This is a genomic window from Nocardia carnea, assembly GCF_029868855.1.
In the GTDB taxonomy this organism is placed as follows: Bacteria; Actinomycetota; Actinomycetes; order Mycobacteriales; family Mycobacteriaceae; genus Nocardia; species Nocardia carnea_A.
The window spans coordinates 1-19,476 of sequence record NZ_JARWOV010000124.1 but is presented as its reverse complement, the minus strand read 5'-3'; the positions used below and the strand labels follow the sequence as shown (position 1 = coordinate 19,476).

Sequence of the window (19,476 nt, the reverse complement as noted above, 5' to 3'; positions counted from 1 at the left end):
TTTGTATCACACGTGTGATGTAACCCGAAAGCGGTTTTCTAGACTGTGTCCCGTGCCTATCCGGGTAGATGCCGACGCGCGACGCCGCCATATCGTCGATGCCGCCCTGAACCTCATCGTCGCGGGCGGTCCGTCCGCCGCGACTTTCCGCAAGGTCGCCGCCGAGGCCCGGCTGAACATCGGCTCGGTGCGCCACTATTTCACCGACCACGAAGCCCTGGTCGTCGCCGTGGCCACCGAAGTCGGCGACCGGATGGGCCGGCGCCTCACCCGCCACCCCGCCGCAGCGGCCGGAGACCGGCCCGCGGCGAAACGTCACCTGCTGCGAGTGCTCGAAGAATTGGTCCCCCTGGACGACGAGCGGCACCGCGAAGCGGTCATCCTCATGGAAATCATCGCCGCCGCACGCATCAACCCCGCGTTCGAACCTGTCGTCCGGCAGATGGCGGCGGACCTACGCCACGTCCTCGTCGACGCCCTGGCCGCCACCGGCATCTCTGCCCCCGAACACCACGCCGTGCACCTGGCCGCACTGATCTCCGGCCTCTCCCTGGACGCCGTCACCCCACACGGATCGGTCGATCGTGCCACCATTCGCGCCGTACTGGAGCAGCACGTCGCGGCGCTCTGACCCGGCGCGGATCGGCGGGCCGGCGGCCCCCGTCAGGCTTCGATCGCAGCGCCGCAGATGCCACAGATCTCCACCTGCCGGCGCTTCCAGCGGGCGACCGGTACGAAGAACAGCGTGAACTGCTTGAACTCCCGCACCCGTTGCCACTGAGTGGTGTTGTGGCAGCGCGGGCAGGTCCGGGTCTGCCCGAAGCCGAGATTCTGCCGCTTGGTTCCGAAACCGAAGATGAAGAACATCAGCCCAGCGTAGAACTGGTGGCGAGTCCCCGGCCTTCAGCCGCGGTAGTGCCTGGCTGCCATCGTGTGAAACACCTTCTTCGGTTCCCAGCGAGTCTCGTCGAGCATGCGGACCACGCCGTAGGAACCCAGATCGGCTTCTCCGGGCCTGCTGTAGCCGGCGAAGGTGAACCAGAGTGCGGTGTCCACACCTTCCTCTTCGAAGATGTCCAGCAGTTCGGTGAGGTAGCCGACCTGTTCGGCTTCGTCCGCCACCGCATCGTGCGGCACGTGCCAGGCCGAACCGCCGCGCTCGCCCGCGCCCCGGTAGGCGCAGGTCCCGTACTCGGTCACCGCGACCGGTTTGCCGTGTGCGAGGTGTGCTCGCAGTTCGGTCCGGAAAGTACCGGCGTTGTGGGCCGCACGGTAGGCGTCGATACCGACGAGGTCGAACGGACCCCAGTCGACGAATTCCCACGGGGCCGAGGCATAGGTGATGCGCCCGCCGAAGTGGGAGCGCACCGTCTCGGCGACCTGGCCGAGGAAATCGTTGAGACGATCCTGCATCGGGCCGAGGCCCATCCACCAGTCCATATCGGCCTCGGCCATGGCCTGCAGCCGATCGCCGTAGGTGTGGCCCGGGATGAACCCGCCGCAGAACGCACTCATCTCGCAACCCGCGACGAATACGACCTCGGCACCGGCCAGACGGACGGCTTCGGCCCGCCGGGCACAGTCGGCGAAGAAGGGCAGCAGCAGGCCGGCGGGCATATCGACGGGAAACGGAGCGAACCACACTTCGAGACCGGCGGCCGCCGCACAGCCGGCCGCGATGCTCAGGCGTTCGGGGTCGCGGCCGGAGACACGAACGGCATCGCAATGCAGCTCGCCGGATATCACCGCCATATCCCGTCGGGCCGCTTCCTCGGTGAAAACCTTCCGCGAGAGGTCTTCTCCGGGAAGAAACCCGGTGTCGTAATTGATTCCGCGTGCTCGCACGTCACCGACGGTACGCCCCCCGGCTGAGCGGTACCGCTCAGAAGGATGCCGGCATGCTTTCCCAGCCGCGCACCGTCGAGGTGGGCGAGAGTTTCGCCTGCGACAGGTCGACCTCCCATTCGGGGAAACGTTTCAGGATCTCCTCCAGGGCGACGCGACCCTCCAACCTTGCCAGGGCCGAGCCCATGCAGAAATGGGTGCCGACGCTGAAAGCGAGGTGCGGTTTGCTTTCGCGGTGGATGTCGAAAACGTCACCGTCGGGGGCGAATTGGCGATGGTCGCGATTGGCGGCACCGATCAGCAGCATAATGGCGCTGCCTTCGGGCACCGTTTGCCCGTGGTACTCGATATCGCGGGTGACGTAGCGGGCCACATGCGGGGCCGGTGGTTCGAAGCGGAGCAGTTCTTCGACGGCGGCCGGGATCAGGGATGGGTTCCGGACCAGTTCGCGGCGCTGGTCCGGGTGTTCGGCGAGGACTTTTCCGGCCCAGCCGATCAGCCGGGTGGTGGTTTCGTTACCCGCGCCGGAGACGACATTGATATAGGTGAGGATTTCGTCGCGGGTGAGGTGGCGCAGGGTGCCGGTTTCGTCTTCGAACTCGACGTTGAGGAGTTCGGAGATGATGTCGTCGGACGGGTGTTCGGTGCGCCAGTCGACATACTTCTCGAAGAGTTCGCCGCCGACCATCCCGTCTTCGGCGGCCTTCATCGGTTTACCCTCTTCGGTCCGCATCTGCTCGTTGGCGAAATCGCGGATCGCTTCCTGATCCTCCTCCGGGATGCCGAGCAGCATGCCGATGGTCCGCATCGGCATCCGGGCACCCAGGTCGGCGATGAAATCAATTCTTCCGCTACCGATCAGCGGGTCGAGGCTCTGGCAGCAGAATTCGCGGATCTTGGCTTCGAGCGCGGATACCTTACGTGGGGTGAACATGCGTGCGAGCAGTTTTCGATGCATGGTATGGATCGGCGGATCCTCGAAAATGAGTACGCCCGGCGGTATTTCGATACTCGCCTTGATCAGTTCGATGATCGCCCCGCGCGCCGAGCTGAAGGTGTCCTTGTCGATCAGCGCGGCATTCACGTCGGCGAACCGGCTCAACGCGTAGAAATCGTGGGTTTCGTTGTAGTACAGCGGTTTTTCCTCGCGGAGCCGCTTGAACATGGGATACGGGTCGGCGTTGAGCTCGACATCGTAGGGGTCGTAGTAGACATCAGTGGGCGCGGTGGTCGTCACAGCTGAGTCTCCTTTCGGCGCAGTTGTTCGGGATCACCACGTCACCGGCAGGCGATAGACGCCGAATGCCAGCTTGTCGTGTTTGAATTCGACCTCGTCGAACGGAATGGCGAGCCGCAGACCGGGCATTCGCCGCAGCAGGGTTTTGAAGACGATCTGCAATTCGACCCGGGCCAGTTGCTGGCCCACGCATTGATGCGGGCCGAAACCGAACCCGACATGCAGGCGAGCGGATCGGGTGAGATCCAGTTTGTCCGGTTCGGGGAACTGGTTCGGATCCCAGTTGGCCGGTGCGAGGTCGATGATGACCCCCTCGCCGGCCTTGATCGTATGCCCGCCGATCTCGATATCCTCCACCGCGACCCGGCGCTGCCCGTTCTGGATGATGCTCAGGTACCGCAGCAGTTCCTCGACCGCGTTCGCGACCACCTTCGGGTCGTCGGTATCGCGCAGCAGCGCGAGCTGGCCGGGATGCTCGAGCAGCGCGAGTGTGCCGAGCGCGATCATATTCGCGCTGGTCTCGTGGCCGGCGATGAGCACACCGGTGCCGATCTGCGCGGCTTCCTTCATGGAGATCTCACCGGCGGTGACCCGTTCGGCGAGTTCGGTGACCATATCCTCGGCCGGATTCTCCATTTTGGATTTGATCAGGTCGATCAGGTACCGGGCCAGCCCGGCACGCCCCTTCGCCGATTCCTCTTTGGTGGCGAAACGGGACACCCCGGTGGTGGCGTGCTCCTGGAAGAACTCGTGGTCTTCGTAGGGGACCCCGAGCATTTCGCTGATCACCAGCGACGGCACCGGCAGCGCCAGCGCTTCGACGAGATCCGCCGGCTGCGGACCGGCCAGGATGGCGTCGATATGGTCGTCGGTGATCTCCTGGATCGCCGGGCGCAGTGCGTCGACCCGTTTCACCGTGAACGGTTTGGTCATCATCCGGCGGAACCGGCTGTGTTCTTCGCCGTCGGTGTTGAACACCGACCGCGCCCGGTGGTTCACCAGTTCGAGCATGCCCTCGTTCCAGTGCGGGAAACCGGGCTGGTGATCGTCGGTGCTGATCCGCGGATCCGACATCAGCGCTTTGAGTTCGGCGTAGCCGGTGACCAGCCACGGGGTGCTGCCGTCCCAGATCCGGACGCGACTCAGCGGCCGTTCGGTCACCAGGCCGAGCACTTCCGGCGGCGGCGCGAACGGGCAGGCGGTATCCCGCTCCAACGGGTAGTCCAGGATGTCCGCGGTTTCCGGCGCGGTATGCGTATTCGTCACTGTCACTCCTCGTTGACGTGAATGGCCATGGCGGGGCAGACGGCGGCGGCTTCGCGCACCTCGTCGGCGAGATCGTCCGGGGGGTTCTCGTCCAGCAGGACGACGATGCCGTCCTCTTCGCGCTGATCGAATACCGCGTCGGCCGCCATCACGCAGTGCCCGGCGGCAATGCATTTCCCTTGTTCGACAGTCACTTTCATGACGTCCTCTTTCTCGGGTGCAGGTGGTCGGGGCTGGAAGCGCTCATGATTTCGCGGCGGCGGAACCGTTGGCCGGCTCGGAACCGCGACGTAGCACGGGTTTGCCGGCGGTGGTGCCGCCGTCCACGGCCAGAACGGTGCCGGTCAGGTAGCGGGACCGATCACCGGCGAAGTAGACCGCGGCCTCGGCGACATCCTCGGGGGTGCCCTCGCGCGGCAGCGGGCGGTCGCGGTTCATCATGTCGCGCATGGTCCGGGTCATCCGCTCGGCCTTTTCCGGCGACATGGTGCTGGATGCCTTGGCGAGCAGATCGGTGGGGATATTGCCGGGGGCGATACAGTTCACCCGCACGTCGTACTGGGCGAGTTCGATGGCCGCGGATTTCGTGAAATGGATGACCGCGGCTTTGGAGGCGCGGTAGGTCATCACACCACCACCGGCCTGCACGCCGCCCACCGAGGACAGGTTGATGATCGATCCGCCGCCGTTGTCCGCCATATGCCGGGCGGCCAGCCGGGTACCGGCCATGACGCCGAGCACGTTCACCGACATCACGCGCTGGAAATCGGCGAAATCGTCGTCCAGGATGCTCTTGTGCATCTTCCCGGAGATACCGGCGTTGTTGCACATGATGTGCAGCCCGCCGAACTGCTCGACGGCGAGGTCGACGAGCTCGGCGAGCCGACCGGGGTCACCGGCATCGGTGACGCGGAACTGAGCAGCGGCACCGCAGCGAAGGGCCAGAGCCCGGCCTTTCTCGGCGTCGATATCACCGACGACCACCCGGGCACCTTCGGCAACGAACCGCTCGACCATGGCGCTGCCCAGTCCGGACGCGCCGCCGGTGACCACCGCGACTCTGCCCGCCAACTCGTTACCCATACGCTGCATTTCCTTTCGTCACGAACCACTGCTTGTTTCCGGGCACCGGCTCAACCGCTGTGCGCGTATTCCGCTGCCGTTCCGGCTCGTGTCTGCCGGCCGAGGAAATCGAGGAGCAGCGGGTTAACCGCATCCGGGCGTTCGAGTTGCGGGCAGTGTCCGGCGTCGGGAATCACCGCTGATTCGGCCTCGGGGATCCGGGCGGCGACCTCGGCGGCCCAGCCGCGGGGCAGGAGCTTGTCGGCGCCACCCTCGACCACCAGGGTCGGTACCCGGATCCGTTCGAACGGCCGGTCGCCCGGAGCGGGTGGCGTCTCGGCGCGGGGGCGCCGGAAGCGGGCGGCCGCGATCGCCTCCCACGCACCGGGCGCGGTCGCGGAGTCGAACCGGCGCCGGACGTAGTCCTCGTCGGCCGGGTACGCGGGCGAAGCGAACAGGGCGGTGACGATCGCGCGCATGGCGGGCAGAGTGGCGTCGAAATCGTAGAGGGCGCGCATATGCTCGTTCGCCTGGATCTGTCCACCACCGCAGATCGTCACCATGGCGCGCACCGGCAGCCGCGGATTCGCGGCGGTGGTATCGGCGAGCAGATTCACCGCCCCCATCGAATTGCCCACGAAAAAAGCGGATTCGATACCGAGTACCGCGCAGAAACGGGCGATATGCCGAATCCGCATTCCGCGGCCGTCGGTGAAATCGACCACCTTCGCGGAATCGCCGTATCCGAGCATATCGGGGGCGAGTACGCGGTAACGCTGTGCAAGGGCGAGAATGGTGTGCTCCCATCCTATTTCGGCGCCGGCCCCGAATTCGCCCCCGTGCAGCAGCACCACCGGGTCGCCCGCGCCGGCTTCCAGGAAATGGGTGTGCAGACCGTCGACCTCGATCGTCCGATGCTCATATCCGGCAGTCCCCGGGCGGTTCGACTCACTCATATCGTGCCTATCGGTTTCGCGCTGGTGAGCACCTGCACGGCGAGCAGTTCGAGCTGCCCCTGTACGCCGGTGTCGATCAGTACGCCGGCGTCGTCCCAGATCTTGTCGGCCGAATTGATCGCGACCCCGATCGGCGTGGGCCACGCGCGCAGCGCGTGCCCGATCCCGCGCAGCTGGCCCAGCGTTCCGACGGCGGCCTGCCAGCCGTAGGCGCAGGTGATACAGCCCCAGGGTTTGTTGTCCAGGTAGACCGTGGGATCGGTGCGCATATCCTCGACGTAGTCGAGCGCGTTCTTCACCAGACCGGAAATCGCACCGTGGTAGCCGGGCGACCCCACGATCACCGCATCGGCCGCCCGCAGCGCCTCTACCAGGGCGACCGCCTCGGGGGTCCGCACCGGATCCTGGGGGTTGTACATGGGCAGATTGATCTGTTCACCGCTGAACAACGCGGTCCGGCCACCGCGCCGCTCGACGGCGTACAAGCAGTGCCGCAACGCCCGCTCGGTCGACGAATCGGCGCGTAGTGTGCCGCCGAGTCCGACGACGAGCGGCTGCCGCTCCGTCTCCGGTGCTTTCCGATCCGTCATTGTGCTTCCCGCGGTCATATCCGGTCTCCTATTTGATGGCGATCGGGTTGATCGGTGAACCCACCGCGCCCACAACGCGCAGCGGCGGGGCGATGAGCTGGAATTCGTAGACGCCGTCGGCTGCGCAATCGGCGGCGAGAGCGGTGAAATCCCAGTATTCGCCGAGCATCAGGCCCATATCGCGAAGGCACAGCATATGCATCGGCAGGAAGGTGCCCTCGACCCCCGACACGGGATTCTCGACCATGAGATTATCGGCGGCCACGGCCGCGATCTCGTGCTCGTGCAACCATTTCGCGCAGGTCCAGTCCAGGCCCGAATAGGGTTCGGCTCCGTCACCGGCCTCGAGGAAACGGTTCCACCAGCCGGTGCGGACCAGCACGATATCGCCGGATTCGATGGTCACGCCCTGGCGTTTCGCGCATTCGTCGAGTTCGTCGCCGGTGATGGGCTGCCCGACTTCCAGGAATGTTTCCGCGCCCCTGTATTTCACCAGATCCAGCAGAACGCCGCGGCTGGTGATTCCCTTGCAGTCGACCTTTTCGATACCGCAGTGGAAGGCGCCCATACTGGTCACCGAATCGGCCGGAAAACCGTTGTAGAGCTTGTCCCCGTAATAGACGTGGGAGAAGGCGTCCCACTGGGTCGCGGCCTGTAACGGCATGATGAGCATATCGTCGTTGAACCGGAACGGGTTGTCGGCGAAGAATCCGGCGAGTTCGCCGGCCACCGAATTCTGCAGCCATTTCGGGCCGTACCGGGTCAGAGTTTCGGCATCGCCGCCGTCGACGGTCATCACGTGGGTGGGATTGGCCCGGAACTTGAATGCGCCCTGCGGCCCGTTGGAGCTGAAGTCGATGCCGAGCGGGAACACCTTTCCGTGCCGGACCAGTCCGGCCGCGGCGGCGACCTTCTGCGGGGTGATGAAGTTCAGCGTGCCGAGTTCGTCGTCGGCGCCCCACCGGCCCCAGTTGCGCACGGTGTCACCGAGTTTGTAGAAATCGGTCAGAGTTGCCACGTTGCTATTTCCTTCCAGCTGCCTGTTACCGGTCGCCCGGGACCGTCCCGGCGGATTCGGGCGAACCCGCATCAGTGCCCTCCGGGGGCGGCCCGGCCAGTTCGCCGGCCAGGCGTGCGGCGAGGTTGCCGCCGTCGACCCACAGCACTTGACCGGTGATGTATCCGGCGGCCCGGCTGCCCAGGAACAGCAGTGCGGACGCCTGTTCGACGGGATCGGCCGACCGGCCCAGCGGTTTGGGGATCCCGTCGAGATAGTCCTGGCCGTATGCCGAGCGCAGCTGGTCCAGGATGGGGGTCTCGGTGACGCCGGGGCCGGTGCAGTTCATCCGGATACCGCGCCGCGCGAGTTCCACCGATTTGCGCACGGTGTAGAGGATGATCGCCTCTTTGGACAGCCGGTAGCCCCCGTCCGCGATGGCTTCGGGATGCGCGGTGCACCAGTCGATTCCCTCTTCCATCGAAGTGGTGTCCAGGAACCCCTTGACCGCCCAGCGGTTTTCCAGATATCCGGAAGCGGCCAGCGAGGACACGCTGACCACCGCCGAACCCGGTTCCATATGCGGGACGAGGGCTTCGGTGAAATGCCGCATCCCGAGGAAGTTGATGGTGGCGACGCGCAGCGGGTCGCCGATACCCGAGGACACTCCGGCGATGTTGAACAGGACGTCCACGTCGGTCCCGATCGTGCGTACGGCTCGGTCGATGGACGCCGGATCGGCCTGATCCATCTCGTGGAACTCGTCGAGTTCGGTGCCCGGACGCAGCCGGTCCAGGCCGACGATCTCGGCGCCCAGATCCCGCAACTGCGTCACCAGGCAGGCACCGATACCGGAGGCACAACCGGTCACCACCACCCGTTTACCGTCGTAACGCCACCGCCGGGCGATCGAGTCCACCTCGGGCACCGCGCTCTCCTCTTCCGCTGCTGCCGATCAGCCCTGCTGCTGTTCCTTCAACGCCTGCGCGGCCTTCACCCGGCCTTCGTTGATCTCGGCCATGGCCTCGGGGATCTCGCTGGCGGTGAACTTGCCGCCGCGGCCGGTGGGCAGACCGCCGATCGAATAGTTCTCGTCGAATTCCGGCACCGCCCAGGGCCGCCGGCGCGCTTCGGCCTTCTCCAGAACCGGCGCCAGCCGCTTGGCCTTCTCGGCCCGGGCCACCTCGTCGCGTTCGATGAATTCCGGCAGGATCTCCTTGCCCATGATCTCGATGGATTCCATCGTTCCTTCATGGCTGCGCGGGTTCAGCAGCAGGATGATCTCGTCGACCCCGCTCTCCTCGTAGCCACGCAGGAATTCGCGGACCGTATCCGGGCCGCCGATGGCGCCGCGGCCGGGACCGTAGGCGAGGGTTTCGTCCTCCTTCACCGCGTCCAGGTAGGCATCCCACACGCCGGTGCGGCCGGGGGTGTGCATCCCGGTCATGTAGTAGTGCATGATCCCGAACGAGAAGAACCCACCGCCGAGGCCCAGTCGTTTCACGGCCTCCTCGTCGGTTTCGGCGACCATCATCGACAGGTCTCCGCCGATGGCCAGGATGTTCGGATTCATCTGCGGTACCGAGGGGGCGGCGGCGTTCTCGAATTCCGCGTAGTAGCCGCGTACGCGTTCACCGAGTGCCTCCGGGCCGGTGTAGGCGAAGCTCAGTGCGCCGATACCTTTCTGGGCCGCCATCTGCACCGACGACGGCCGGGTACAGGCCACCCACAGCGGCGGGTGCGGGGTCTGGCGCGGTTTCGGAATGACATTGCGGGGCGGCATGGAGATGTGCTCACCTTTGAATCCGCTGAACGGGGTCTCGGTCATTGCCCGGACGGTGACCTCGAGGGCTTCCTCCCATTGGGCACGCTTGTCCGCCGGGTCGATATCGAACCCGCCGAGCTCGGCCACCGACGACGATTCCCCGGTACCGAATTCCACCCGGCCGCCGGACAGATGGTCCAGGGTGGCCACGCGTTCCGCGGCGCGGGCGGGATGGTTGATCCCCGGCGGCAGATGCATGACACCGAAACCCAGCCGGATGTTCTTCGTGCGCTGGCTGGCCGCGGCGAGGAACATCTCGGGCGCGGTGGCGTGGCAGTACTCCTCCAGGAAGTGGTGCTCGGTGAGCCAGACCGTGGAGAAACCGGCTCTATCCGCCGCTTCTACTTCGTCCAGACCGTCCTGGAACATCTGGAATTCGTCGTCGTCGGTCCACGGCCGCGGCAACGCGAACTCGTAGAAGAGGGATATTTTCATCGATTACCTCCGATGGATTCGTTCGTCGCTGATTCGTCCCCCGCCGTGCCCGCCTTGCCCGGTGCCGCGCCGTTCGCGGCCGAGTCCGTGCCCTTTTCCCCTGCGGCACCGCTGTTTCCGGATGACCGTCCCCGCGCACAATGCTGCGCCGCGACGTATCCGAAGGTCATCGCCGGTCCGATGGTGGCCCCCGCACCGGCGTAGCTGCGGCCCATCACCGCCGCCGAGGCGTTCCCGGTCGCGTACAGACCCTCGATCACCGTGTCGTCGGCGCGCAGTACGCGGGCGTATTCGTCGGTGCGCAGCCCGCCCGAGGTGCCGAGGTCGCCGAGCACGATCCGGAAGGCGTAGTAGGGCGGTTTCCCGATCGGGTACAGGTTCGGGTTCGGCAGGGTGGGGTCGCCGTAGTAGTTGTCGTAGACGCTGTCGCCGCGCCCGAAATCGTCGTCGTGACCCTGACGGGCCAGTTCACCGAACCGCTCCGCCGTGGCTTTCAGCTTGCCGGCGGGCACGTCGATCTTCCGCGCGAGTTCGTCCCAGGATCCCGCTTCGACCACCACTCCCGATTCCAGCCAGGCCCGCGGGACCTTGCCACCGGTCGGGACCGGCGCGAACGGCACCTTGGGAATCGGCAGATGCCCGCAGATCACATACCGATGCCAGGACCTCTTATCGGTGATCAGCCAGCACGGGATGTGGGTGGTACCGGTCCGCTGGCCTTCGATCATGGCGTGCCCGAAGTCCATATAGGGCGCGGCTTCGTTGATGAAGCGCTCCCCCGCACCGTTGACGATGAACTGGGCGGGCATCATGCGTTCGTTGAGCATGAACTGCATCCGGCCGTCCGGCCACTGCACAGCCGGGAACCACCAGGATTCGTCCATCAGCTCGGTGGCGGCGCCGACTTTTTCCCCGGCACGGATACCGTCGCCGACGTTCAGCGGGTTACCGAAGCTCCAGTCGGTGTCGACCTCCGGCAGTTCCGCGCGGCGCCGGTCCATATCGCGTTCGAAACCGCCGGTCGCGAGGATCACCCCGCGGCGGGCCCCGATCCGGATCTGGTCCCCGTCCCGTTCGACCACCGCACCTGTCACCCGGCCGTCCGGGTCGGTGAGCAGCGATTGCATCGGTGCGTTGAGCCAGAGCCGGATATCGCGCTCCTTCAGCGCGAGCCGCAGCCGCGCGACCAGCGACTGCCCGATGGTGACGATCCGATCGCCGAAGACCCGGGCGCGCACCATCCGCCAGATCAGTTTCAGCAGCACCGCTTTACCGCGCCAGTTCTGCCGCACCTGGTAGAACAGCCGCAGATCCATGGGGCCCAGCCAGATACCCTTGGGCGCCAACGCCAGTGGTTCGAGCAGCTCGCCTTCCTCGGCGCCGAGCGCACGGGTATCTATCGGTGGGACGTTGATGGTGCTGCCCTGCCCGGAGCCGCCGGCGAGTTCCGGATAGTAATCGGCGTACCCGGGTTTCCAGACGAATTGCAGCCAATCGCTGCGCTCTTCGAGGAAGGCCATCATCTCCGGAGCCTTCTCGACATACATTCGCAGCCGTTGTTCGGTGACCAGCCCGCCGGTGATGGTCTTCAGGTATTCGACGACTTCGCCCGGGTCCAGTTCGAAACCGGCCCGGCGCTGGGCGGGGGCGTTCGGCACCCAGATACCGCCGCCGGACAGCGCGGTGGACCCACCGTATTTCGCGCCTTTCTCCACGATCAGGACCTCGAGGCCGTCGGCGTCGGCTTTCAGCGCGGCCGACATCCCGCCGCCGCCGGACCCGACCACCAGCACATCGACGGTTTCGTCGTAGCCGGCGCCGTCGTGCGCACCGGCAGTATCCGGTTCCTCCGTGGTCACGATGTTCTCACCTTTCTTCGGGCGGTCGATGCGGGTACCTGCGGGCGGCTACCCGGGGTCGGCCGGATACGCGGTGCGGACGGCGAAACCGGCGATCAGTTCCGGCGAGGGCCGGTAGTAGCGGACGGTGGTCCGGTACGTGCCCTGCGCCGCGAGCGCGGCGAAGGCCGCCACCCAGGTCCGGATCTCGTGCGCGGAGTTACCCGCGGCACGCGTGATCTCGCTGTTGGACCAGCTGTCGACGGCCGCCAGCCGTCCGGTGTCGACCAGCTCGAGGAATTCCCGGTCCCAGTCCGGGTTGAGCGGTCGCAGCGGCCCGTCGCCGGCCGCGAACTCCCGCGCGGCCGCGATGACCGCGGTCTGCCGGGCCTGCCGCTGTTCGGTGGTCATGGGCCGGCCGTGCACGATCCGCTCCAGCACCGGCGGCGGCGCGGTGGCGCGCTGCGGCACCGGCGGGTCGTGTGAGAGCCCCCCGGATCCGAGTACCAGCACCCGTTTACCGAGTGTCGCGAGATGCTGCCCGACCGCGGTCCCGAGTGCGCGCACCCGGCGCAGCGGCCCGAGCGGGGTCGCGACCGAGTTCAGGAAAATCGGGATCACCGGCCGGGCGGTGGCGTCTCCGAACAGCTGCTGTAGTGGTTGTACGGTGCCGTGATCGACCGCCATCTCCGCCGAGGTGGCGATATCGATTCCGGCCTCGAGCAGCGCCTCGGCCAGTGCCAGTGCCCGCTCTTCGGGAACATTCAACGGACCGGCGTGGGTGCCGTAGTCCCCGACGCCGGCCGCCGCGGTGCCCAGGCAGAACGGGGGCATGAGTTTGTAGAAGAACCCGTTGTAGTGGTCCGGGGCGAACAACACGACCAGTTCGGGATCGAAATCCCGCACGAACTCGCGGGCCTGATCGAGGGCGCCGCCGATCTCGGTCAGCAGATCCCGTCCCGGACCCGGGAGCTCAAGGAGCGGGCTGTGCGAGACGCAGCATACGGCCAGCGGCATCGGAACCTCCCGGAGTCAGAGTGAGCGTGTCCCGCAGTGCCGCACCGAGTTCGGGGGCGTGCTGGGCGATGCAGGCGCCGGCCACGAACCGGTCCGGGCGCAGGAACAGCACGGAATCGAGCTGTCCGTCGAACCATTTCTTCAGCGCGCCGGTGTGGTCACCGACCACCAGCACATCGGGGTCGTCGTGGCCGCTCCAGTGCAGCTGGGTGGGGGGCCGGGCCTCGACGAACCGGGCACCCAGCGCTTTCCAGCGGGCGAATTCGATATCCCCCAGAACCTTTCGCGGCTGATTGTTCCAGCACAACACCGCGAACCACGCACCGAGCGTTTCGTCGAGCAGCACATCGGGCTGCGTCCGGGTCGCCACCCGCGGCTGGATGAACAGGGTGCCGACGGCCGAATTCGGCGACCGCGACCAGCCGTGCACCACCGCCCCGCGGTCGTAGCGCGGCATGGGTTTGAACCGCATCCCCAGGACATAGCGTTTCAAAGGCGGTACCGCGGCCAGCGCGCGCACCGCCACATCCCGGATCGCGGCGACTCGCTGGTTCGTCGGGGAGATGACCCGTCCGACCATGGTCGACAGATCGATCATCGCCCGCGCGTGTTTGCGCCGCTCCTGGTCGTAGCTGTCGAGCAGGGTATCCCCGGCCAACCCCGACGCCACGGCCGCGAGCTTCCAGCCCAGGTTCGCCGCGTCCCGGATTCCGCTGTTGTATCCCTGCCCCTGCCAGACCGGCATCAGGTGGGCGGCGTCCCCGGCCAGCAGCAATCGGCCCTTCCGGAATTCGCCGGCGATGCGGGAGTGATGTGTGTAGACGCGCCGCCGGATCACATCCAGCCGCTCCGGATGCGGAACGAACGGCCCGAGCAGCCGAGCCAGGAATTCCGGAGTCTCGGCCAGTTCATCGGTTTCGCCGGGATGCAGCAGGAATTCGAAGCGGCGGATCCCGTGTGACAGCGAGATGGAGACATTCGGCCGTGCCGGATCCGCGCCGACCTCCACATTCGGATGGCCGAGCGGATCACCGTCGATATCGACCACCAGCCAGCGGGTCGAGGAGGTGGTGCCCTCGAAACTCACTCCCATGGTGTGCCGGGTGGCGCTGCGTCCACCGTCGCTGCCCACCACATAGCGGGTATGCACGGTTTCCGGCCCGTCGGGCGTTTCCAGCCGCACCCGGACCGCGTCGCCCGTGTCGTGGCAGTCGGTCATCGCGGTGGCCCAGCGGATCTCGACACAGTCGAACCGGTCCAGTCCGCGCAGCAGTTCGGCATCGACCAGCGGCTGGATGAAGCCGCTGCGCTTCGGCCACCCGAACTGCTGATCGGTGGGCGCGATCTCGGCCAGCAGCCGCCGGTCACCGTCGACGAAACGCATGATCTGATTCGGGTTGGTATGCGGCAGGATCTGCTCCACCAGACCGGTGGATTGCAACGTGCGCAGCGATTCGTCGTCGATCCCGACCCCGCGCGGGTAGTCGATGAGGGCGGGCCGCTCCTCCACCAGGAGTGTCCGCACACCGTAGCGGCCCAGCATGTTCGAGATGGTCAGCCCGACCGGGCCGGCGCCGACGACGAGAACGTCGTAGCCACCGGGGGTGCTGCCGTTACCGGTATCCATATCAGCCGCCCAGCAGGAATTCGAGATGGAGGGCGTTGAACGCCGCCGGTGCCTCGTACTGTGGCCAGTGCCCACAGTCCGGCAGCACTTCGAACCGTGCGCCGGGGATCATGGACGCGATCCGTTTGCCCTCGGTGACATCGGCGGTGGGGTCGTCGCTGGTCCACACCACCAGCGTCGGCGCGGTGATCGCGCCGTACTCCCGGGGGCCCAGCAGGTTCCGCGCCCGGATCTGCGGATCCTGGAGCGCCATGATGTCGCGCATGGCGTCGACGAATCCGGGTTGCCGGTAGATCCGCTGCCGGCTGGCGACGATATCGTCGTAATCCTTGGTTTTGTCCGCCATCAGCCATTTGATGCGGGCCTGCACCGTTTCCCAGGTGGGATCGGCGGCCGCGGCCATGGACAGGGTCACGATCCGCGCCATGACCTCGGGATCGGCCTGGGAACCCCCGGCGGTATTGAGGACCAGCCGGTCCACCCGGCCGGGGTGGTCGCAGGCGGCGCGGGCGGCCACCCAGCCGCCCAGGGATTCGCCGCTGATATGCGCGCGCGGAACACCGATGGTGTCGAGGAATGCGATCAGATGCCGCACATAATGGTCGACCTCGAGCGGGTGCCCGGGCTTGTCGGTGTAGCCGTGCCCGAGCATATCGATCGACCAGGTCGAGAAACACTGGGCATGGGCCGCAAGGTTCCGGATATAGGCCTCGGCATGTCCGCCGGACCCGTGCAGGAACACCAGCGCCGGTTTGTTCCGGTCACCGGCGTGCAGGTAGCGCGTCCGCACTCCCGCCACATCCAGGTATCCCTGGCTGAACGCGACCCCCTGCAGATCGCACCACACGCTCTCGTATTCCGCCACTGCTACCTTCCGCTCTCTCCGTCTCGCCCACGCCTACCGCCCGCACCACGCACCCGCACCGTCCGGCCGCGCGGCGGGTTCAGCACTTCGCCGACTCGCCGGTGGCCGCGTTGTATCCGGCCCGGAAGCCGAAAACCATTCCCGGGCCGAGGGTCCCGCCGGCGCCGCCGTAGGCCCGGCCGGTCACCCCGGCCATCGCATTGCCCACCGCGTACAAACCCGGAATCACCGCGCCGCCGATATGCCGGACCCGGGCGTCACGGTCCGTGCGCGGGCCGCCTTTTGTTCCCATGGCACCGACCGTCACCGGGACGGCGTAGTACGGGGCGGTGTCGACGGGGCCCAACGTGCGACCCGCGACGGTCGCGGCATCGGGATCGCCCCAGTAGCCGTCGTATTCACTGGCGCCGCGGCCGAAGTCGGGGTCGGAACCCGCGGCCACCGCACGGTTCCAGCCGGCCACGGTGCGCTGCAGACCCTCCGGATCGATACCGGTCCTGGCACCGAGTTCGGCGAGATCGCCCGATTCGCAGAACCAGTCCGGTGCCGCGCCACCCGGTTCCACGCCCAGGAATCCGTACCGGCGCAGATGTTCGGCGTCGAACACCATCCAGCCGGGATTGTTGACGTAGCCGCCGCGTGGATCGAGATAGTGGAAGGCGCCCGCCATCGAGTTGTATTCGGCCGCTTCGTTGACGAACCGTTTCCCGGCCCGGTTCACGATGATGCTGCGCGGACGGGTACGTTCCAGCCGGACACTGCGACTGCGCTGCCGCCCGTCGATCGTGTCGCCCGGCAGCTGCACCACCGGAACCCACCAGGCTTCACCCATATTGCCGAGGTCGGCACCGTGCGCCATGGCCATCCGCAGCCCGTCACCGGTGTTGTTCGGTGGCGAAACCGGCCCGGTCATCGGCCCGCGCAGAAATGCTTTGACCAGCCCGGCGTCCCATTCGAAACCACCGGTCGCCAAGACCACTCCGCGCCGCGCCCGGATCGTGATCTCCCGTCCGCCGACCGCGATCCGCGCGCCCGCGATCGCACCGTTGTCCGCAATGAGTTCCACCCCGCGCGCACCGGTACGCGGCGTCACCCCCGCCGCCAGCACGCCTTCGAGCAGGCCCGCCACCAGTGCCTGGCCGGCGACGCAGACATCGGCGGAGGCGTCTCCCAGGACAGCCCGCAGCCGGGCCCGGGTTTCGGCGTCGAATCCGACATTGCTCCAGTCCAGCGGAAAGGTGGTGAGGCGCTCCCGCCACTCACCGAGCCTGGCCAGGTCGTACGCGGCCGGGCCGATCGACCGGCCACCGGTGGGCCGCCCGCCCGGAAGTTCCGGTTTGTAGTCGGGAAAACCCTCGGCCACTTCGAATTTCACGCCACTGTGCTGCTCGACGTAATCGAGCATCCGCGCGCCGGTGCGGACGAACACCTCGACCAGTTCGTCGTCCATCGAATCCAGCGACTGCGCACCGAGGTAGGCCAGTGCGTCGGCGACCGTGAGTTCACGTTCGGCCCGCGAATGCGCGGGTATCCAGGCCAATCCGCCGGATACCGCGCTGGTCCCGCCGACCGTGGGCGCCTTCTCGAACAGTGCCACCGCGGCGCCTTCGACCGCGGCGGTGAGCGCCGCGGTGAGCCCGGCGGCACCGGTGCCCAGAACAACGATATCGGTCTGTTCGTCCCAGATCGTCGGATCGGTTCCGGCAACCGGCGGCTGGTGCGATGGCACTGCGCTGTCCTTTCGGCGAGCAGGCGGAGTCGAGGGCGCCGGTCCGGCGGGCTGTCGTGCGGCGCACGAGCCGGACCGACTCGCGTAAAACGCTAATCTCCCTTTTCGAGAATCTTATTCTCGCAGGATGGATGCCGCAATACCCTTCCGGATCAAATGTTTCTGGATCTTGCCGCTCGGGGTCCGTGGAAAGTCCGTGGCTTCGAACAACCGCGCCGGCAACTTCTGCCGCGCCACCCCCGCCCGCTCGAAGAACACGCGCACCTCGTCCCGGGTCGGGAGCACACAACCCGGGTTCAAACGAAGCACGGCCCCCACCACCTCACCGAACCGGTTGTCGGGCAGAGCGATCACCACCGATTCGGCCACCTGCGGCATCGCATCGAGCACATCCTCGACCTCGCGCGCACCGACGTTCTCCCCGCCGCGAATGATCACATCGGCCTTGCGATCGGTGATGGTCAGGCAGCCGGACGAATCCAGCACTCCGATATCCCCCGTGTGGTACCAACCTTCGTCGTCGAAGGCCCGCGCGGTGAGCTCCGGATCGGTGTACCCCAGGCACAGATCCGGGCCCCGGCTCAGGATCTCCCCGTCCGGCGCGATCCGGATCTCCACCCCGGGCATCGCCCGGCCGTCGGTGTCGAGCCGCTCCCGCGGCGGCGCGTCCAGGGCCGAGGCGGTGATCGACGGATGTTCGGTACTGCCGTAGGCGCGGAACGCCACCACCCCGAGCTCGGTGAGCATTCGCGTCACCGCGGCCGGCACCGCCGAACCACCCAGCCCGACGTACTTCATATGGGCGAGATGTTCCGGCGTGTACTCGGGGTGTTCGACCATGCTCGTCACGAAATACGGCGGCCCGCCGCCCACCACGAGCCCCTGGTCCTTCATCAAGGCCAGCGCCCGGCCGGGATCCCAGACATCGAGCATATGTACCGGACGGCCGTGCAGTACCGGTAGCAGCAACGCACCCACCATCCCGATGAAATGACCGACCGGGGTCGCGGTGAGCTGCTCACCGCGGTCGTCACGGTTGCGTTCGGCGAGCTGGAGCGATTCGCAGCCGAGGGTCTGATGGCTGTGCACCACCCCTTTGGGCGCGCTGGTGGTACCGGAGGTGAAGGCGATCAGCGCGGGACCGGCCGGATCCGCGGGCAGCACACCCGGCATCGGGTCCGGGGCAAGGAGCGCCTCGAAATCCCGGCCCACCACCCCGACGATCGGCACATCCGCGGACAACTCGGGGTCGTGGACCCGGCGGCCGAACTCCGCCATGGTGACGAACACCTTCGGTCGGGCAACCCGCAGGATATGCCCCAGTTCGGCCGGACCGTAGAAATGCACCACGGGCACCACCGCCGCGCCGAGGAAGGAGGCGGCCCAGAACGTCGCCGCGGCCTCCATCCAATTCGGCAACTGGAACGCGATTACATCGCCGGGCCCCACACCGCGGTCCCGCAGACCCGCGGCCAGGCGACGCGCGAGACATTCCACGTCGCCGAATGTGCCCTGCCACGGACGGACATCGGAATACACCCGGAACGCGGTGCCGGGCGCGGCCGCCAGCGAGCGGCTCAGCAGATCCCCCATGGTGTCGCGGGTCCACCAACCGGCCGATTCGTAGCGCCGGCGCAATTCGTCCGGAACGACGCGGGTCACCGGTGTTCACCTCGTACGCCTCGGATGGTCATGACCGTTCACCCCTTTCGCGCCGCCGGAGTCGTCGGCCCACTGCCCGGGTCCGGCCCGGGCAAGCGCGTCGGCGTCGGTACCGCCGGCTGTGAAAATAAGATTCTCGTTCTAAGAAAATGCCGAATTCGCCTACCGGCGGCCGGACACTGGGACCATCGAGCGAGGTAGAGCGACCGAATCGAGCAATCGATCCGAATTGACGCAGCCGACCAGGCTTCTCGCAAAACCTTGCCGCCGACCCCAGGGGTAGAGTACCGTTCTCGTATGCGAAAACGCAGTTCTTTTCGCATACGAGAACAGCCGTATGTCCGCAACCGGTACCCGGCGGTGCTGGGTCGACACCGCATCGGGGCCGCGGCCGGATCGACGCGCGGCGATCGCCGCGCCCCCAGCCCCCGGCCGCCGCCAACGGCGGGGCGGCCCACCCCGGCAGGGGTGGGGGAAACAGATCGAAAGGGGATGGTGTGGGGGGGGGTGTGGGGCAAGTGGCAG

General features: G+C 66.9%; 18 protein-coding genes. 1 reads left to right on the top strand and 17 read right to left on the bottom strand.

Translation table 11 applies throughout. The annotated features are described in order from the left end of the window. Nucleotides 1-52: 52 nt before the first annotated feature. Nucleotides 53-631 carry a TetR/AcrR family transcriptional regulator gene (locus tag QH195_RS12210; RefSeq protein ID WP_280426197.1) on the top strand — a complete coding sequence of 193 codons (579 nt, stop codon included), beginning with the start codon at nt 53-55 and terminating at the stop codon, nt 629-631. A 32-nt stretch (nt 632-663) separates the two neighbouring features. Here QH195_RS12210 and QH195_RS12205 read toward each other — a convergent pair whose 3' ends face one another. The 17 genes from QH195_RS12205 to QH195_RS12125 form a co-directional block, all read right to left on the bottom strand. Beyond that, nucleotides 664-867: a zinc-ribbon domain-containing protein gene (locus tag QH195_RS12205; protein ID WP_280435442.1), complete on the bottom strand. Its 204-nt coding sequence runs from the start codon at nt 865-867 to the stop codon at nt 664-666. Between the two features lie 36 nt (nt 868-903). Further along, complete coding sequence (locus QH195_RS12200) at nt 904-1,845, bottom strand: hypothetical protein (RefSeq protein WP_280435441.1); 942 nt, start codon at nt 1,843-1,845, stop codon at nt 904-906. 37 nt (nt 1,846-1,882) lie between these two features. Next, nucleotides 1,883-3,082 carry a cytochrome P450 gene (locus QH195_RS12195; protein WP_280435440.1) on the bottom strand — a complete coding sequence of 400 codons (1,200 nt, stop codon included), beginning with the start codon at nt 3,080-3,082 and terminating at the stop codon, nt 1,883-1,885. Nucleotides 3,083-3,115: 33 nt separating this feature from the next. After that, nucleotides 3,116-4,348 carry a cytochrome P450 gene (locus tag QH195_RS12190; RefSeq protein WP_280435439.1) on the bottom strand — a complete coding sequence of 411 codons (1,233 nt, stop codon included), beginning with the start codon at nt 4,346-4,348 and terminating at the stop codon, nt 3,116-3,118. A 2-nt stretch (nt 4,349-4,350) separates the two neighbouring features. Continuing rightward, a complete protein-coding gene (locus QH195_RS12185) occupies nt 4,351-4,548 on the bottom strand; it encodes a ferredoxin (RefSeq protein WP_280426192.1) in 198 nt (65 codons plus the stop codon). A gap of 43 nt (nt 4,549-4,591) precedes the next feature. Then, nucleotides 4,592-5,431 carry an SDR family NAD(P)-dependent oxidoreductase gene (locus QH195_RS12180; RefSeq protein ID WP_280435438.1) on the bottom strand — a complete coding sequence of 280 codons (840 nt, stop codon included), beginning with the start codon at nt 5,429-5,431 and terminating at the stop codon, nt 4,592-4,594. A 50-nt stretch (nt 5,432-5,481) separates the two neighbouring features. Further along, complete coding sequence (locus QH195_RS12175; protein WP_280435437.1) at nt 5,482-6,366, bottom strand: alpha/beta fold hydrolase; 885 nt, start codon at nt 6,364-6,366, stop codon at nt 5,482-5,484. Continuing rightward, on the bottom strand, nt 6,363-6,956 hold the full coding sequence (locus QH195_RS12170; RefSeq protein WP_280435436.1) for an NADPH-dependent FMN reductase: 594 nt from the start codon (nt 6,954-6,956) through the stop codon (nt 6,363-6,365). The genes QH195_RS12175 and QH195_RS12170 overlap by 4 nt, the downstream gene beginning before the upstream one ends. Before the next feature lie 28 nt (nt 6,957-6,984). Beyond that, complete coding sequence (locus tag QH195_RS12165; protein ID WP_280426188.1) at nt 6,985-7,974, bottom strand: cyclase family protein; 990 nt, start codon at nt 7,972-7,974, stop codon at nt 6,985-6,987. Nucleotides 7,975-7,999: 25 nt separating this feature from the next. Beyond that, nucleotides 8,000-8,881 (bottom strand): coniferyl-alcohol dehydrogenase, encoded by an 882-nt coding sequence (locus QH195_RS12160; protein ID WP_280435435.1) that lies wholly within the window; start codon nt 8,879-8,881, stop codon nt 8,000-8,002. Between the two features lie 27 nt (nt 8,882-8,908). Then, nucleotides 8,909-10,213 carry an LLM class flavin-dependent oxidoreductase gene (locus tag QH195_RS12155; RefSeq protein WP_280435434.1) on the bottom strand — a complete coding sequence of 435 codons (1,305 nt, stop codon included), beginning with the start codon at nt 10,211-10,213 and terminating at the stop codon, nt 8,909-8,911. Then, on the bottom strand, nt 10,210-11,976 hold the full coding sequence (locus QH195_RS12150; protein WP_432278327.1) for an FAD-binding protein: 1,767 nt from the start codon (nt 11,974-11,976) through the stop codon (nt 10,210-10,212). Before QH195_RS12150 ends, QH195_RS12155 begins: the two co-directional genes overlap by 4 nt. Nucleotides 11,977-12,120: 144 nt before the next feature. Further along, nucleotides 12,121-13,068, bottom strand: coding sequence for a 3-carboxyethylcatechol 2,3-dioxygenase (locus tag QH195_RS12145; protein ID WP_280426184.1), 948 nt, complete (start codon nt 13,066-13,068; stop codon nt 12,121-12,123). Next, a complete protein-coding gene (locus tag QH195_RS12140; RefSeq protein WP_280435432.1) occupies nt 13,025-14,695 on the bottom strand; it encodes a bifunctional 3-(3-hydroxy-phenyl)propionate/3-hydroxycinnamic acid hydroxylase in 1,671 nt (556 codons plus the stop codon). The genes QH195_RS12145 and QH195_RS12140 overlap by 44 nt, the downstream gene beginning before the upstream one ends. Before the next feature lies 1 nt (nt 14,696). Then, nucleotides 14,697-15,560: an alpha/beta fold hydrolase gene (locus QH195_RS12135; RefSeq protein ID WP_280426182.1), complete on the bottom strand. Its 864-nt coding sequence runs from the start codon at nt 15,558-15,560 to the stop codon at nt 14,697-14,699. 79 nt (nt 15,561-15,639) lie between these two features. Beyond that, complete coding sequence (locus QH195_RS12130; protein ID WP_432278326.1) at nt 15,640-17,289, bottom strand: FAD-dependent oxidoreductase; 1,650 nt, start codon at nt 17,287-17,289, stop codon at nt 15,640-15,642. A 114-nt stretch (nt 17,290-17,403) separates the two neighbouring features. Then, nucleotides 17,404-18,951 carry an AMP-binding protein gene (locus tag QH195_RS12125; RefSeq protein WP_280426181.1) on the bottom strand — a complete coding sequence of 516 codons (1,548 nt, stop codon included), beginning with the start codon at nt 18,949-18,951 and terminating at the stop codon, nt 17,404-17,406. Nucleotides 18,952-19,476 lie beyond the last annotated feature (525 nt).